This window comes from Microbispora hainanensis, from assembly GCF_036186745.1.
GTDB lineage: Bacteria > Actinomycetota > Actinomycetes > Streptosporangiales > Streptosporangiaceae > Microbispora.
In genome coordinates, this window is record NZ_CP108086.1 from 5972160 (window position 1) to 5987049 (window position 14890).

The 14890-nt window shown below is 72.3% G+C and carries 16 protein-coding genes; 3 read left to right on the top strand and 13 right to left on the bottom strand.

Annotated elements, in window-relative coordinates; translation table 11 throughout:
• Positions 1-15: 15 nt before the first annotated feature.
• The 4 genes from OHB01_RS27560 to OHB01_RS27575 form a co-directional block, all read right to left on the bottom strand.
• Positions 16-813, bottom strand: a complete 798-nt coding sequence (locus OHB01_RS27560; RefSeq protein ID WP_221889937.1) for a glycerophosphodiester phosphodiesterase — start codon at positions 811-813, stop codon at positions 16-18.
• A gap of 113 nt (positions 814-926) precedes the next feature.
• Positions 927-1223 carry an acyl carrier protein gene (locus OHB01_RS27565; RefSeq protein ID WP_205830452.1) on the bottom strand — a complete coding sequence of 99 codons (297 nt, stop codon included), beginning with the start codon at positions 1221-1223 and terminating at the stop codon, positions 927-929.
• A complete protein-coding gene (locus tag OHB01_RS27570; protein ID WP_328854168.1) occupies positions 1220-2890 on the bottom strand; it encodes a fatty acyl-AMP ligase in 1671 nt (556 codons plus the stop codon). Before OHB01_RS27570 ends, OHB01_RS27565 begins: the two co-directional genes overlap by 4 nt.
• Positions 2887-3948, bottom strand: a complete 1062-nt coding sequence (locus tag OHB01_RS27575) for an SDR family oxidoreductase (RefSeq protein WP_328854169.1) — start codon at positions 3946-3948, stop codon at positions 2887-2889. The genes OHB01_RS27570 and OHB01_RS27575 overlap by 4 nt, the downstream gene beginning before the upstream one ends.
• Before the next feature lie 71 nt (positions 3949-4019).
• Here OHB01_RS27575 and OHB01_RS27580 point away from each other — a divergent pair, with 71 nt between their 5' ends.
• A complete protein-coding gene (locus OHB01_RS27580; RefSeq protein ID WP_142648798.1) occupies positions 4020-4583 on the top strand; it encodes an EF-hand domain-containing protein in 564 nt (187 codons plus the stop codon).
• Positions 4584-4747: 164 nt separating this feature from the next.
• Here the strand turns inward: OHB01_RS27580 and OHB01_RS27585 are convergent, their stop codons facing one another.
• The 5 genes from OHB01_RS27585 to OHB01_RS27605 all read right to left on the bottom strand — a co-directional run bounded on the left by OHB01_RS27585 (position 4748) and on the right by OHB01_RS27605 (position 8906).
• Entirely contained in the window at positions 4748-5299 is a 552-nt protein-coding gene (locus tag OHB01_RS27585; protein WP_142648797.1) for an RNA methyltransferase, read from the bottom strand.
• A 7-nt stretch (positions 5300-5306) separates the two neighbouring features.
• On the bottom strand, positions 5307-5921 hold the full coding sequence (locus OHB01_RS27590) for a class I SAM-dependent methyltransferase (RefSeq protein WP_147944249.1): 615 nt from the start codon (positions 5919-5921) through the stop codon (positions 5307-5309).
• A gap of 80 nt (positions 5922-6001) precedes the next feature.
• Positions 6002-6949, bottom strand: a complete 948-nt coding sequence (locus OHB01_RS27595) for a VWA domain-containing protein (RefSeq protein ID WP_328854170.1) — start codon at positions 6947-6949, stop codon at positions 6002-6004.
• The gene (locus OHB01_RS27600; RefSeq protein ID WP_142648794.1) at positions 6946-7866 is read right to left on the bottom strand and encodes a DUF58 domain-containing protein; all 921 of its coding nucleotides are present in this window, start codon (positions 7864-7866) and stop codon (positions 6946-6948) included. The genes OHB01_RS27595 and OHB01_RS27600 overlap by 4 nt, the downstream gene beginning before the upstream one ends.
• The gene (locus OHB01_RS27605) at positions 7863-8906 is read right to left on the bottom strand and encodes an AAA family ATPase (RefSeq protein WP_142648793.1); all 1044 of its coding nucleotides are present in this window, start codon (positions 8904-8906) and stop codon (positions 7863-7865) included. The genes OHB01_RS27600 and OHB01_RS27605 overlap by 4 nt, the downstream gene beginning before the upstream one ends.
• A gap of 106 nt (positions 8907-9012) precedes the next feature.
• On the opposite strand from OHB01_RS27605, the gene OHB01_RS27610 reads away from it, so the two are divergent.
• Positions 9013-9789 (top strand): hypothetical protein, encoded by a 777-nt coding sequence (locus OHB01_RS27610; RefSeq protein WP_240971589.1) that lies wholly within the window; start codon positions 9013-9015, stop codon positions 9787-9789.
• Between the two features lie 8 nt (positions 9790-9797).
• On the opposite strand, the gene OHB01_RS27615 is transcribed toward OHB01_RS27610, so the two are convergent.
• Positions 9798-11021, bottom strand: a complete 1224-nt coding sequence (locus OHB01_RS27615) for a beta-ketoacyl-[acyl-carrier-protein] synthase family protein (RefSeq protein ID WP_142648856.1) — start codon at positions 11019-11021, stop codon at positions 9798-9800.
• A gap of 280 nt (positions 11022-11301) precedes the next feature.
• Between OHB01_RS27615 and OHB01_RS27620 the strand changes: the two genes are divergently transcribed.
• Entirely contained in the window at positions 11302-11742 is a 441-nt protein-coding gene (locus OHB01_RS27620) for a GNAT family N-acetyltransferase (RefSeq protein WP_260617339.1), read from the top strand.
• A 230-nt stretch (positions 11743-11972) separates the two neighbouring features.
• Here OHB01_RS27620 and OHB01_RS27625 read toward each other — a convergent pair whose 3' ends face one another.
• From OHB01_RS27625 to OHB01_RS27635, 3 genes are all read right to left on the bottom strand, one after another.
• A complete protein-coding gene (locus OHB01_RS27625) occupies positions 11973-12479 on the bottom strand; it encodes a pyridoxamine 5'-phosphate oxidase family protein (RefSeq protein WP_142648791.1) in 507 nt (168 codons plus the stop codon).
• Between the two features lie 340 nt (positions 12480-12819).
• Positions 12820-13380, bottom strand: a complete 561-nt coding sequence (locus tag OHB01_RS27630) for a hypothetical protein (RefSeq protein WP_142648790.1) — start codon at positions 13378-13380, stop codon at positions 12820-12822.
• 124 nt (positions 13381-13504) lie between these two features.
• The gene (locus OHB01_RS27635) at positions 13505-14818 is read right to left on the bottom strand and encodes an alpha-amylase family protein (RefSeq protein ID WP_142648789.1); all 1314 of its coding nucleotides are present in this window, start codon (positions 14816-14818) and stop codon (positions 13505-13507) included.
• Between the last annotated feature and the right edge of the window lie 72 nt (positions 14819-14890).

Sequence of the window (14890 nt, forward strand, 5' to 3'; positions counted from 1 at the left end):
CGGGATGGTCCGTGGTCACGGCTCAGCCGGGCGGGGGTGCCACTGCCCGCGCGACTTGAGCACGTCGCGCAGGCCGCTGATGTTGTCCGTCATGATCCCGTCGACGCCGAGATCGAGCAGGTGGGCCATGGTCACCGGGTCGTTCACCGTCCACACGTGCACCTGCATCCCGATCGCGTGCGCGGTGCGCACGAGGGCGCGGGTGGTCACCCGCAGGCCGCGGAACCCGATCGGCGCCTGCGCACACGGCACGCCCGCCCGGGCGAGCCCGGACAGCAGCCGGCCGTACCCGCCTCCCATCGCGGCCGTACGCAGGGCGGCCAGGCCGCGCGGGCCGAGCGAGAAGCAGACCTCCCGGTCGATCGCCCGCCGGGCCCGGGCCAGCCGCGCGTCGGAGAACGAGGTCAGGCACACCCGGTCGTACGCGCGGGTGCGTCGGATCGCCTGGGCCAGCGGCGCGATCGCGGCGCTCTCCTTGACGTCGATGTTGAAGCGTACGTCCGGCCAGGTGCCGAGCAGGTCTTCCAGCAGCGGGATCTCGTGCCGGCCGCCGATCCTGGCCTCGCGCACCTCACGGTAGGGCATCCGCGAGATGCGGCCGGTGCGGTCGGTGACCCGGTCGAGGGTGTGGTCGTGGAACGCGAGGAGGACGCCGTCGGCGGTCGCGTGCGCGTCGGTCTCCAGGTAGGTGTAGCCGAGCTCGACCGCCCGGGAGAAGGCGGCCATGGTGTTCTCGCGGGCCTCCGCCGCTCCGCCTCGATGCGCGAAGGCGAGCGGTCCGGGGTGGTCGAGGAACGCGAAACGGCGATGCACGAGAGGAGTATGCCGGGTTCCGGCGAAACAGTCAGCGCGCCAAGGTGAACATTTGCGTCACAAGAGTCCATTGTCATCTTCGGGGCGGAAGTTCCGCTTCACCGTGTCGCGGTTCACTCCGGGTCCGGCGGGGCCTGTACGGTTCGATCTTCCGGCAGGAGATCGGCCAGATGGGCGGTCATGTCGTCGATCGTCGGGTGGTCCCAGGGCATGGTCGGCTCGACCAGCACGCCGACCGTCTCCTCCACGTCGACGCACAGGCCGAGCGCGTGGACCGAGTCCAGGCCGTACGTGCGGAGCTTCACCGTCGGGTCGATATCGGCGGGCGGCAGGCCGAGATAGGCGGCCACCCGCTCGATCAGCCATCGGCGCAGGGCATCGGGGGACATCGGAGCGGAGGCGGCGCTCATGCGACGGTCTCAAGCAGGTCGTTGACCGCGGGTTCGAGTTCGGCGTGCAGCGGGGTGAGGCGGCCGCTGAGGAACAGCTCCCGCATGTGCCGGCGGCGGAGCTTGCCGCTGGTGGTCTGCCGCACCGCGCCACGAGGCACCAGCAGCAGGCTCAGCGGGATGCCGAACTCCCGCGTCACCCGATCCATGATCCGGTCGGCCGCTTCGCCGAGGTCGCCCGGCTGTCCCCGCCGCATCTCCTGGACCAGGACGACGTGTTCCCCGCCGTCGTGGCGTCGTACGCCGAAGGCGGCGCTGCGGCCCGCGGCCGGGTTGGCCCGTGCGGCGGCCTCCTCCAGGTCCTGCGGGTAGAGGTTGCGGCCGTTGACGATGATCACATCCTTGATCCGCCCGGTCACGTAGAGCTGGCCGTCGAGCAGGAACCCCAGGTCGCCGGTGCGCAGCCAGCGGCCGTCGCCCGAGTGGAAGCCTGCGTGGAAGGTCGCGCGGGTCTCCGCCGGGCGGCCCCGGTAGCCGAGGGCGACGCTGGGGCCGCAGACCCAGATCTCCCCGATCTCGCCGTCGGCGAGGGGCCGGAGGCCGTCCGGATCGACGATCCGCAGGTCGAGCCCGGAGACCGGCCCGCAGGCGACCAGGGGCGTCCCCTCGGGCGCCGGGACCGCCCGGTGCCGTTCCAGCGCGGCGGGATCGAACCGCCGTACGGTCACGCCCTGCCCCTGCGGCACGCAGGTGACCATCAGGGTGCACTCGGCCAGGCCGTAGCCGGGATTCCAGGTGGCCGGCCGGAAGCCCGCCGGTGCGAACCGCCGCTCGAACGCGGCGAGCGTGGCGGCCCGGATCGGCTCGGCTCCGCTGATGGCCATCGCCAGCGTGGACAGGTCGAGCCCGGCGAGCTGCTCGTCGGTGATCCTTCGGGTGCACCAGGCGTACCCGAAGTCCGGCGACACGGTCCAGTCCGCGCCGTACCGGGTGATCAGCTCCAGCCAGCGCACCGGCCGCGCGACGAACGCGCCGGGCGACATGAACACCAGGTCGGCGCCCGCGTGGAGCGCCTGGAGCTGGAGGCCGACCAGGCCCATGTCGTGGTAGTGCGGCAGCCACCCGGCCAGCCGCCGCAACGGCCTGCGGGCCAGCAGCCGGAACAGCTCCAGGTTGTGCAGCAGGTTGCCGTGCGAGACCTCGACGCCGCGCGGGTCGCTGGTCGAGCCGGAGGTGTACTGCAGGTAGGCGAGGGTTCCTGCGGACATGGCCGGCGGGGCCCAGGCGTCCGGATCGGCGGGGGCGGTGTCGGGCACGCGGGCCGAAAGATCGGACAACCCGGACGCGTGCGCGTGATCGGTCAGGACCAGCCGCGCGCCGGCGTCCCGCATCAGCGTCCGTACGCGGTTCGCATGGGGTGCGCCCACGTCCGGCAGGGGAGCGGGGATCGCCGGCACCCGGGCGTACAGACAGCCGAGGAACGCCACCGTGAAGTCGAGCCCCGCCGGGTAGAGCAGCAGCACCGGCTCGTCGGTCAGGCCGTGTGCGGCGAGCCACACGGCGGTGGCGCGCGCCCGCCGGTCCAGCTCGGTGAAGGTGAGCCGGTCCGTGCCGCCGTCGTCCCGCACGAAGACGAACTCCCGATCGTCGCTGACGCGGTTCCGTACGTGTGTCACGAAATCGGTCATTCGGGCAGTCCCTCCCGTACGTACCAGGAGACGAGCCGGTCGAGGGTCGCGGGAGTGACGGCGGGTGGGGCCATCGCGTGCCGCCACGCGAAGTCGTAGTGGTGCCGGAAGTAGGTCGCGGTGTATTTGGCCCGCATGTTGACCACCGCCTCGAACCGGCCGAACGGCCTGTCGCGGATCTCTTCGGTTGTGGCGGCGACCAGTTCGATCGGCAGGCGGGCGTTGATCACCTCGAACAGGTCGCGCACCCGCACGGTGGCTCCGTTCACCACGTGGGAGATCGGGGACGGCCGGTCGGCGGCGGCGAGCGCGACCAGCCGGGAGACCGTCGTGTCGACGGGGGTCAGATGGAGGTTGGCGTCCGGGTGGCAGGGCAGGCGGACCCGTTCCCCCGGCGTGCGCCGGGCGAAGAAGGCGATCACCCGGAGGAAGTCGTACAGGCCGTAGTCGGTCAGCGCCCGCCCGGTGCGGGAGTGCCCGACCATCACGCCCAGCCGGGCCACCAGGGCGGCGCCCTCGCGGACGGACCGCGACCGGGCCAGCGCGATCTCCGCCTGCCGTTTGGAGTATTCGTAGAAGTTCCGGAACCGGTCCGGCGGGGCCTGCGACGGCCAGTCCTCGGGCACGGGGCCCTCGGTGTCGAGCCCGCACTGGTAGGCCGTCCCGACGAGGATGTAGCGCGAGCCGGGCCGGGCGTGCCGCTCGTACGTGGCCAGCGCGTTGGCCGATCCCGCGACGTTCACGTCCAGGAGCTCCTCCTCGCGGCGTGGGAAGAAGGTGACGAGCGCGGCGACGTGCCAGTAGACGCAGGGCTCGGCGAAGACCTCGGTGACCGGGAGGCCGAGGTCCGGCTCGTCCAGCGCCAGCCCGCGCACCCGCAGGCGTCCCGCCGGGGACTCGTCGAGGCCGAGGCAGCGCAGCGCGTCCGCGACCCGGCGGCGCACCACCTCGGCGGACGCGCGAGCGAGGGCGATCACCTCCTCGCCCCGGGCCAGCAGTGTGCCGATGAGATGAGAGGCCACGAAGCCGTTGGCCCCGTCGATCACGTGAACCCGCACCACGGCACCTTCCCACAAGAGGTAGCGGAAGGTAAAGTCACGATCGCTCACAGTGACATCAGGGAGGGTGCATGCTCAACGACCTGCAGCAGCGCAAGCTGGCTCATCTGTTCACGCTTCTGGACGTGGACGACGACGGGACCGTCGACAAGATGGACTACACCGCCTCGGCCGACCGGCTGGTGAACGCGTTCGGGTTCGCACCGGGCTCCACGGAGTCGCGGCGGGTCCGGGAGCGGTACGCGAGGCTGTGGGACGAGGTGACCCTGCCCATGGACGCCGACGGGGACGAGCGCGTCGAGCTGAAGGAGTTCACGGCCGGGTTCTACCGGTTCGTCACCCAGCCCGGCACGGGCTACCACACCCATATCGCGCCGGTCGCCGACGCCTTCTACGACCTGATGGACACCGACGGGGACGGGCGGATCACCCGGATCGAATACCTGCGGATGGCCGAGAGCGCCTTCCGCCTGTCGGAGGCGAACGCCGCCGTCGCGTTCGAGCGTCTCGACCTCGACGGCAACGGCTCACTGAGCCGGCAGGAGCTGCACGTGGCCAACGAGCAGTTCTTCCGCAGCCCCGACCCGGAATCTCGCGGCAACTGGCTGTTCGGCCCGCTCCCCGCGCTGGGCTGACCGCCGTACGGCGGTCCGGGGCGCGGAGCGAGGCCCGGGCCCTTGAAGGCGCGCGACTTTCAGGCGCGTGGCGGGGCTCGCGACTTCGAAAGACACGCGGTGAGGCTCGCGGCCGGCGCGGGCCGCGGGCCTCACCGCCTGGCGCGCCCGGGGCTGGACGCCGGCTATCCGGCCGCCGACGCCCACTCCTGCCGCCGGGCCTCCGCCATCGAGATGGCCGCGGCGACCGCCACGTTGACCGAGCCGACCCTGCCGACCTGCGGGATGTAGGCCACCGAGTCTGCCGCCTCCAGGCAGGCGGGGGAGCAGCCGTGGTCCTCGCTGCCGAGCACCAGGCAGACGTCGCCGCCGAGCTTGGCCTCGTGCAGGGGAACGGCGTCGCCGGTCAGCTCGACCGCGACCACCCGGAAGCCGTCCTCCCTGGCGGCGCGTACGGCCTCGGCGACCGGGACCGGCTCGTGCCACTCGACCAGCCGGTCGGTGCCGAGCGCGGTCTTCTGCGCCTTGGGATTGGAGGGCGGGGTGGCGTTGCCGGCCAGCCAGATCGTCTCCACGCCGAAGGCGGCGGCCGTACGGAAGATCGATCCGATGTTGAACGGACCGGTCACCGATTCGAGGATCAGCGCGAGACGGCCCTCGGTGTTGCGGCGCCAGGTGCGGTTGAGCCGTTTGACGTCGGTCGGCTTGAGCTGCCTGCGCGGGTTGGGAGTGCTCATCGGGCGGTCATCGCTCCTGAATTTCTGCGGTGCGGGCGTCGACCCGCAGGACGCGGTAGGCCGACCGGGAGGCCAGCCGGGACGTGGGCCAGCCCCGGTCGCCCAGCCAGCGCTGCAGGGAGTCGGAGCCGAGGTGTTTCTGCACGACCAGATAGGCGCTGCCGTCGGGGGTGAGCCGGTCGAGCCACCGGGTCAGCATCTCGTGGAGCGCGGCCTTGCCGATCCGGATGGCAGGATTCGACCAGATGGCCCGGAACCTGACGTCCTCGGGCATCTCGTCAGCATGCACCGACCTTACTTTGTCAAGGCCGGCGCTCGCGGCGTTCCGCGCGCACAGCTCCACCGAACGCCGGTTCACGTCGACGGCCCACACCGTGGCCTTCGGCGCCCGTGAGGCCATCGTCAGCGCGATGGGCCCGTAGCCGCAGCCGAGGTCGAGCAGGTCGCCCTCGGCCGGGGGCGGCGGGACGGTCTCCAGCAGCACCCGCGTCCCCGGGTCGACGCGTTCGGGGGAGAACACCCCGCGGTCGGTCTCCAGCCGCAGGTGCAGATCCGGGAGGACCAGCGCGACCGAACCGGGCCGGCTGGCCGCCTGGGGACTCTCCTCGAAGTAATGGGCCACGTGCCCAAACGTACCAACGCCGGAGACCGGTGATCTCCGCGCCTGCGGGGGCGCTGCCGCCGGGATCGTGCCGTGTGCGGTCAGGGGATGCGGGCGCCGAGGAGCATGGCCGCGATGGCGGCCAGCAGGCCCGCGACGATCGCCGCGACGAGGAACCGCTGGGTGATCTCCTGGTGCACCACCTTGTAGCCGAGCGAGGTGCCGATCTGTGTGTACACGTCGCGCAGCTCGCTGCCCGACTCGGCGGTGTAGGCCCGGCCCCCGGTGCCGTCCGACAGCGACTTCAGCGTGGTCTTGTTCACCGGCACCTGCACCGCCCGGTTGTCGATCGTCACCGTGCCGTCGGGCGTGCCGTACGCGATCGTGGAGACCGGCACCTTCGCGCTGACCGACGCCTCGATGGCCTCGTTGACCGAACGCCCGGAGGTGTTGTCGCCGTCCGACAGCAGCACGATGGCGGACGGGGGCGGATCGGTGACCGCCCGCTGGTCGAACGACCTGATCGAGTCGAGCGAGTTGAACACGGCCTCGCCGATCGCCGTGCCGGGCCGGGTGGTCAGGCTGGAGATCGCGGTGTTGACGGCCGCGTGGTCGGTGGTGGGGGAGATCACGACGGCGGCCGATCGGGCGAAGGCCACCACGCCGACGTTGAACCGCTCGGGCAGGTCCTTCACGAACTGCTGGGCCGCCTGCTTGGCCGCGACGAGCCGGCTGGGCGGGACGTCCGCCGACTCCATCGACAGCGACACGTCCACGGCGACCATGATGGTGGCGCGGTCGCGGGGCACCCTCACCTCGCCCGCGGGCCGGGCCGCGCCGAGGACCAGCAGGCTCATCATGACGAGGAACAGCACGGCCGGCACGTGCCGCCGCCAGGTGGGCCGCTCGGGCGCCACCAGCGACAGCAGCGCGAGGTTCGTGAAGCGCACGGTGTAGCGGCGGCGCGCGAACTGCGCCGCGACGTACGCCGCGACCAGCGCGGCGACCAGGACGAACAGCCAGAGCCACCCGGGGGCGAGGAAGGTCATGCGCCCGCCTTCCTGTTCGCGGCGCGGCGCAGCAGATGGGAGGCCCGCCGCTGGCGCAGCACGAACTCGGCGATGTCGAAAACCCAGTCGCGGTCGGTGCGCAGCACCAGGTGGGCCGCCCCGGCCCGGCGCAGCGCCGCCCGGGTGTCCTGCCGTTGACCGGCCGCCGCCTCGGCGTACCGCTGTCTGAGCGACTGAGACAGGTGGACGCCGCGCGAGCGCCCGGTCTCGGGGTCGGCGAGGGTGACGAACCCGACATCGGGCAGTTCCAGCTCGCGGGGATCGATGATCTCCACGGCGAGCACCTGGTGGCGCGCGGCCAGGCGGCGCAGCGGCGGCTCCCAGGAGTCGGGCGAGTCGAGGAAGTCGGAGACGATCACCCGCAGCCCGCGCTTGCGGTGCGCCGTCGCCATCATCTCCAGAGCCTCCCCGAGGTCCACCGCGCCCTGCGCGGGCGGCGCGCTCAGCAGCGAGTGCAGCAGAGCGTACAGCCGGGGCCGGCCCGGCTTGGCCGGATAGCGGTGCACGTCGTCGCCGTACAGGATGTAGGCGCCGAACCGGTCGCCCACCCGGCCGGCCAGGATTCCGATCGCCCCGACGGCGCTGATGACGAGGTCGCGCTTGGACATGTCGGCCGTGCCGAACTCCATGCTGGCCGACAGGTCGGCCACCGCCCAGGTCTCCAGCTCCCGGTCGGCGATCAGGTCGCGCACGTGCGGCACGGTCGTGCGCGCCGTCACCGCCCAGTCCATGCGGCGTACGTCGTCCTCGCCGGGCACGTACACGCGGCTGTCGCCCTGCTCGCTGCCCGGCCCGGGGATCAGGCCCTGGTGGCGGCCCTGCAGCAGCCCGTCGAGCCGCCGCACCACCGTCAGCTCCAGCCGCCGCAGCGCCTGGTCGGGGTTCGCCCCGCTCATCGCATGCCCTGGTTCCACACGACGAGCGGCGGCGGCACCGCCTGCAGCACCCGGCGTACGACGTCGTCGGGGTCCACCTCGTCGGCCAGCGCGTCGAAGGTGAGCATCAGCCGGTGGGACATGACGTCGACCGCCACGTCGCGGACGTCGTCGGGCAGCAGGTAGTCGCGCCCGCGCAGCAGGGCCAGGGCACGCCCGGCCGCGATCAGGCCCAGCGTCGCCCGGGGGCTCACCCCGATCTCGATCGTGTCCTGCAGGTCGGCCAGGCCGTAGTCCACCGGGGCGCGCGTGGCCATGACCAGCCGTACGACGTAGTCGGCCACGAGCTGGTGCACCGAGACCTCCTCGGCCAGGTCCTGCAGCCGCACCAGCGTGGCCGGGTCGAGCACCGGCCTGGGCACGGGCGGGCGCACGCTCATCCGCTGCAGGATCTCCAGCTCCTCGTGCGCGCTCGGGTGGGACACGCGCACCTTGAACAGGAACCGGTCGCGCTGCACCTCGGGCAGCGGGTAGACGCCCTCCGACTCGATCGGGTTCTGCGTCGCCAGCACGATGAACGGCCGGGGCAGCGGGTGGGTGCGCCCTGCGAGCGTGACCTGCCGCTCGGCCATCACCTCCAGCAGGGCCGACTGCACCTTCGCCGGAGCGCGGTTGATCTCGTCGGCGAGCAGGAAGTTGACGAACACCGGCCCGAGCTCGACGTCGAACCGCTCCGAGCTCGGGTGGTAGACGCGGGTGCCGACGATGTCGCTGGGCACCAGGTCGGGGGTGAACTGGATGCGGGCGAACGTGCCGCCCACGACGGTGGCCAGCGTCGAGGCGGCCAGCGTCTTGGCGACCCCCGGGACGCCTTCGAGCAGGCAGTGCCCACGGGCGAGCAGCGCCACCAGCAGCCGCTCCACCATGTGGTCCTGGCCGACGATCACTCGCCGGACCTCGGCCAGCGCCTCCCGCAGGGCGTCCAGCCGCGCTTCGCCCTCCTCCTGCTCCGTCACGCCCTCGCCGGGCTCCGGGTCACTGCGTTCATCGGCAACGGTCATGCTCGTTATTCAATCGTGACTCGGCTGGAGAATCCATTTCTCTCCCATTTGCCCGTCCCGGCGCGTGCCACACCCCCTGACGCGCCCGTGTGTTTTCATGTGGGTGATGGTGACTCCGCTGCAGTACGGCGATCCGCCCCACGTGGGGCCGTTCGCGCTGCAGGCGCGTCTGCAGACGGCCCCGGCCGGGCTCGTCTACCTGGGCCAGGCGCCGGACGGACGGGTGGTGTCGGTGGCCGTCCTGTCCAGCGGCGCCGCCCTCGACGCCGCCGCAAGGGACCGGTTCGTCACCGCGATCAAGGAGGCGCAGAGCAACGCGGCCAGGCAGGCACAAGGCTGGATGGGCGTACGCGGGTGGGGCGCCTCCCTGGTCGACCGGGTGCGCGGCCGGGTGCCCCCCGACACGCCTCCCGTGCTGGCGATGCAGGGCGGTCCCGCGCCCTGGGTGGCCGTGCCGTACGTGCCGAACGGGCCGGGGGCCGAGCGGTTCCTCGACCCGGTCCCCGTGTCCGGCACGCTGATCGGGCGGCGGCACGGGCCCGACTTCGCGCACTACTGGCTGGGCGACCGCACTCCCGCGCTGCCCGCCCCGCCCGCGCCGCCCCCGCCGCCGGTGGCCACCCGGCGCGCGGTCGTGCTCGCCTCGACGCTGCTGGCCACGCTCGTGCTCGCGCTGCTGCTGGTCACCTGGATGCTGCTGTTCCGCAGCGAGGAGGACCCGGAGCCGCCCCGGCCGCTGCCGAACACGCAGTTCGTGCCCACTCCGCCGCCCGAGCCCGCCTCGCCCGAGCCGCAGCAGCCCACTCCCGGCCCGTCCGGCAGCGGCGACGGCAGCGAGAGCCCCTGGCCGGACGAGCTCTTCGACGGCCGCGGCCCCATCTGACGCACCCGTCAGGCGCTGGTGAACACCAGCGACGCGTTGTGCCCGCCGAAGCCGAAGGAGTTCACCAGTCCGGCCGTCCATCGGCCGCTGCGCGGCGCGCCGGCCACCAGGTCGAGCTTCACCTCCGGGTCCGGGACGTCGAGGTTGCGGATCGCGGGGATCACCCCGTCGCGGAGGCCGAGCACGGTGGCGATCGCGCCCAGCGACCCGGCCGCGCCGCACAGGTGACCGGTCATCGACTTGATCGCGGTGACCGCCGGGTGCGTGCCGATCGCCTCGGCGATCGAGGCGTTCTCGGTCAGGTCGCCCGTGGGCGTCGAGGTGGCGTGGGCGTTCACGTAGCCCACGTCGAGCGCGTCCAGATCGGCGTCGGCAAGGGCGAGCCGCATCGCGCGCGCCTGTCCCGCCGCGTCGGCGGCGGTGATGTGGTGGGCGTCGGAGGTGACCCCGGCGCCGGCGAGGGCGGCGTGCACCCGGGCGCCGCGGGCGGCGGCGAACTCCTCGCGTTCCAGCACCACCAGCGCGGCACCCTCGCCCAGCACGAAGCCGTCGCGCCCCACGTCGAACGGCCGCGACGCCTCCTGCGGCGCGTCGTTGCGCTGGGACACGGCCTTGGCCTGGGCGAACCCGGCCAGGGTCAGCGGGTGGACACACGCCTCCGCGCCGCCCGCGATCACCACGTCGGCGCGCCCGAGCCGGATGAGGTCGAGGCCCATCGCGATCGCCTCGGCGCCGGTGGCGCACGCGCTCACCGGCGTGTGCGCGCCTCCGCGCGCGCCGAGCTCGATGCTGACCACCGCCGCCGGTCCGTTGGGCATCAGCATCGGCACCGTGTAGGGCGAGATCCGGCGCGGCCCCGACCTTTCGAGGATCTCGTTCTGCGTCAGCGTGGTGAGGACGCCGCCGACCCCTGTGCCGATCACCACGGCGAGGCGCTCGGGCTCGACACCGGGCGCGCCCGCGTCCGCCCACGCCTCCCGCGCGGCGACCAGCGCCGCCTGCTGGCAGCGGTCGAGCCGCCGCGCCGCCACCCGGCCCAGCACCTCGGCGGGGTCCACCTGCAGCCGGCCGGCGATCCGTACGGGCAGGCCCTCGGCCCAGTCGTCCTGGATCAGGCGGATGCCCGACCGTCCTTCCAGCAGGCCCGCCCAGGTGGCGGCCACGTCCCCGCCGAGCGGCGTGGTGGCGCCCAGCCCGGTGACCGACACCCGCGTCCTGATCCCGTCTCCCATCGACGACCCCCTGCTCTGTGCTGGCCGCACCGGCTGGTTCTCCATCGCGGTGCGCTTTCCGGATCTCACGCTGCCGCAGCGCCACCATTTCGGTCAGGCGTGATGATCAACCAAAAAGCCGCGGAAGATTTGTGGATGCCGTGCTGCCCGCCCCCGCTCGGCACCGGGCCGTGGTCCGCCTGCCGTGAAGCGGCATGCGAATCTCGTGGACGTCTTTTTGAAGGGCAATAGGCTCGGATACGTCGCTATACGTCGAAAAGATAAGGGAGGCCCGTAATTGGTGATCATCGCTCAGGAGACGGCGTTCGACGAGGCGGAGGTGTTCGAGCTCTACGACTCGGTCGGCTGGCACCCATGGACGCGCGATATCGCTCGGGTGTGCCGGAGCCTGGCCAACTCGCACCTGGTCATCACCGCCAGAGACGAGTCGGGCCGACTGCTCGGCCTGGCACGGACGGTGTCCGACGACGAGATCGTCTGTTATGTGCAGGAGCTGCTGGTCAATGCCCGGCACCACGGCAAGGGCGTCGGCCGCCGGCTGCTGGAGCACCTCAAGGACCGGTACGCGCATTGCCGCTACTTCGTCCTGACCACCGACCACGAATCCACTTCGGAAGGCCCCGCCAACCACGCCTTCTACCGCCGCCTCGGGCTGATCGAGCACCACGAGCAGGGCCTGTCGGCCTTCGGCCTGCGGGTGCGCGACCCGCGGAGCCTCTAGGTCCTCCGGGCGCGTTCGCGCAGGAGCTCGACACGTACCTGGCTGTGCTGCCGGGAGGTGCCGGCGCGCCGTCGAGGAACCTTCGCCAGGCCGATCAGCCGGCCTGGGAGTCGCCCGGCAGGTCGTCCGGCCACACGCGCCCGGCGAGCCGGCCGCGCGGTCCCGGGACCCCACGTCGATGATCATCCGGTCGGCGACGAGGCCCTTGGTCTCGTCGAACGGACCTTCGGTCACCGGCGGGCGAGGCGCTCACGCTCGGCCCGCCGCCGCACCAGCTCCTCGACCGCGCTCGGCAGGGTCGTCTCGAAGTCGATCAGCTTCGCCCATGTCGGCGTCACCACGATCCTGACCATGCCGTCGTAGAGCGAGCGGACCTCGGCCTCCCATTCGACCCGCTGCTCGGGCGTCATCGTGTACGAGCCGTTCATCTGGAGGTACTCGTCCGGGATACCGTCGACGACGTCCAGTTGGGCCCGGCCGCGGATCAGCAGGATCCTGGGCGGGTGCACCTCGGTGTCGATCGTCAGGGCGACCATCGGGTTCTCGCGCAGGGCCGGGAGCTTCGGAGCGTTCTTCGTGGTGCACATGACGATCTCCGATCCGTTCCAGGTGAACGCGATCGGGACGTTCCGGGGCGTGCCGTCCTTGGCCACGTAGGCCAGCCGGGTCACGTCGCGTGCCAGCAGCTCTCGGCTGATCGGCCGGTCCAGGATCTCGATGATCTCGCTCGCTCGCATAGCCGTCCCTCCAGGGTCGTTGTCGTGATCCACCTCAGGGACGGAGCCGTCGGAGCATTCTCGACATCCGCCGGCCCCCGAATTCCCAACTTTTCCGGTGCCCACCGCCATGACAGCCCAGCCACACCGCCGAACCGGGCCGCCGCCGGCGTCATCAGGCTCGCGGCGCTTCCCTCGGCCGGTCAGGCCGGGTGAGATTGCGTGCCGTTCCCGCGGTCGCGCCGGGCCACGCGGTTCGTCTTGCATCAGCCGGGCCTGAACGGGGCTCAGCCGGGGGAGACGAAGCCCGACTCGTAGGCGGCGACCACCGCCTGCGTGCGGTCCCGAGCGTTCAGCTTGGTCAGGACGTTGTGCCGCCGCTCCTGCCGCGCCGATGTGATCCGGTGAGGGTCCGCCGACGACTCGCACCGACCTCGTTGCGCACACGCATCTCCAGGACGCGATCGCGGACGCCGGCGTCCACCTCGATGGGGCCCGTGCCGTGCCGGATCGCGTTGGTCAGCGCCTCCTGCGCGACGCGGTAGGCCTCCCGGGAGATCACGGGAGGCACGCCGGACAGGTCGCCGAGCCTCCGGACGACCGGTCTGTCTCCGGTGACGGCGGCGTCGAGCAACGTGGGAAGGTCGTCGAGGGACGGCTCCGGCGAGGCCCGCCCCGCGCCCTCGCGCAGCACGCCGATGACGTGGTCGAGTTCGTCCAGCGCGTTGCGGGCGGAGGTCTCGATCGTCTCCAGCGCGACCCGGGCGGCCGCGGCCTCGAAGGCCCGGATCGGCAGGAGCAGCCCGGTCACGGCCACCGCGGGGAGCACTCCGATGAAGATCAACGGCTGCACCGGCAGCAGCGGATCGCCGGTCGGACGCCACAACGCCGTCGCGACCTCTCCGGCCATCATGTAGGGCATGAGCAGCGCCCCGCCGACGATCAGGCAGGCTCACCTGCGGTAGGTCACGCCGTCGAACAGCGGGGCGAGGACGCGGTTCACGGTCCGATGGTCTCGCACGCGCCGCGAGCACCGTGCCGTACGGTCACGGCTTGTGGACAAGGATCCGCCAGCCGTGTGCGGGCACGAGAGCGGGATCCCCGTCCGCCCCGCCCGCACCGGCGCAGCCGTCCGCCACGGTCAGGCCGGAGACGTCCACCGGGAAGCGGTAGGCGTCGTCGCCGATGTTGAGCAGCGTGACGACGTCCCCCTCCGGTCCCTGGCTGCGCAGCGCGAGGGCTCGGTTGGCGACGTGCTCGGCCTTCGTATGCGCCCGGACCAGCCAGGGGTGCCGGCGGCGCAGGCCGACCAGCCGCTGGTGCAGCCGGTAGACGGGCATGCCGTCCGGCGGCAGGTCGCCCGGGTCGTCGGGGAAGGCGGGCCGGATCGCGTCGTCGCCCCCGGCGCGTTCCTCCTTGATCCCGAGGAACGCCTGCTCGTCGCCGTAATAGAGGCTCGGCACCCCGCCCACCGTCAGCAGGACGGCCAGCGCGTGCCCCAGGTGACGGGGATCGGTGAGTCTGCTGGCCAGGCGCGTCACGTCGTGGTTGCCGACGAACGTCATCGGCGCGAACACCTCCAGCAGCCGGTTGTGCCGGTCGAGCGCCCAGGCGAGCTCGAAGAAGTTGCCGTCGTTCAGCGAGCTCCAGATGGCCTTCCAGAGCTCGTACTGCGTGACCGAGTCGAGCCCGCCCTCGGTCACGTACGCCGTGTAGTCGCCGTGGATCACCTCGCCGACGAACCAGGCGTCCGGATGCTCCCGCCGCACCCGGGTGACGGCCTCCCGCCAGAAGGCGCGCGGCACCGCGTAGGCCGCGTCGAGCCGCCAGCCGGACGCGCCGCGGTCGAGCCAGTGGCCCATCACTCGTACGACGTAGTCGAGGACGGCGGGCTCCGCGTGGTTCAGCGCCACGAGGTGGTCGTGGCCCTCGAACACGGCGAAGCCGCCCGCGCCGTCACCGGGACGGAACCAGCGGGCGGCGGGGGAGTCCGGCCCCTCCGCGAGCGCCCGCGCGAAGACCGGAAACCCCCTGCCCACGTGGTTGAAGACGCCGTCGAGCAGGACCCGCAGCCCGCGCCGCCGCGCCTGCGCCACCAGGTGGTCGAAGTCGTCGTCGTCCCCGAGCCGGGGATCGACGCGGAAATGGTCCACCGTGTCATATCCGTGCGTCTCGGACGCGAAGATCGGGCCGAGCTGGAGACCGGAACAGCCGAGGTTCACGACGTAGTCGAGCCAGTTCTCCAGACGCCGCAGCCGATGCGAGACCGGCGCTCCCTCGGGCGGCGCCGTCAACGGGGCGCCGGTGAAACCCAGCGGGTAGACATGCCACCAGATCGCGTGGTCGCTCCACGACGTCACATCAGCTCCTCACCGTTCGTCCCTCTGATCACAGTGTCGTCGTCGCCGCCCCCTCCCGCGTCGCCGCCCCCT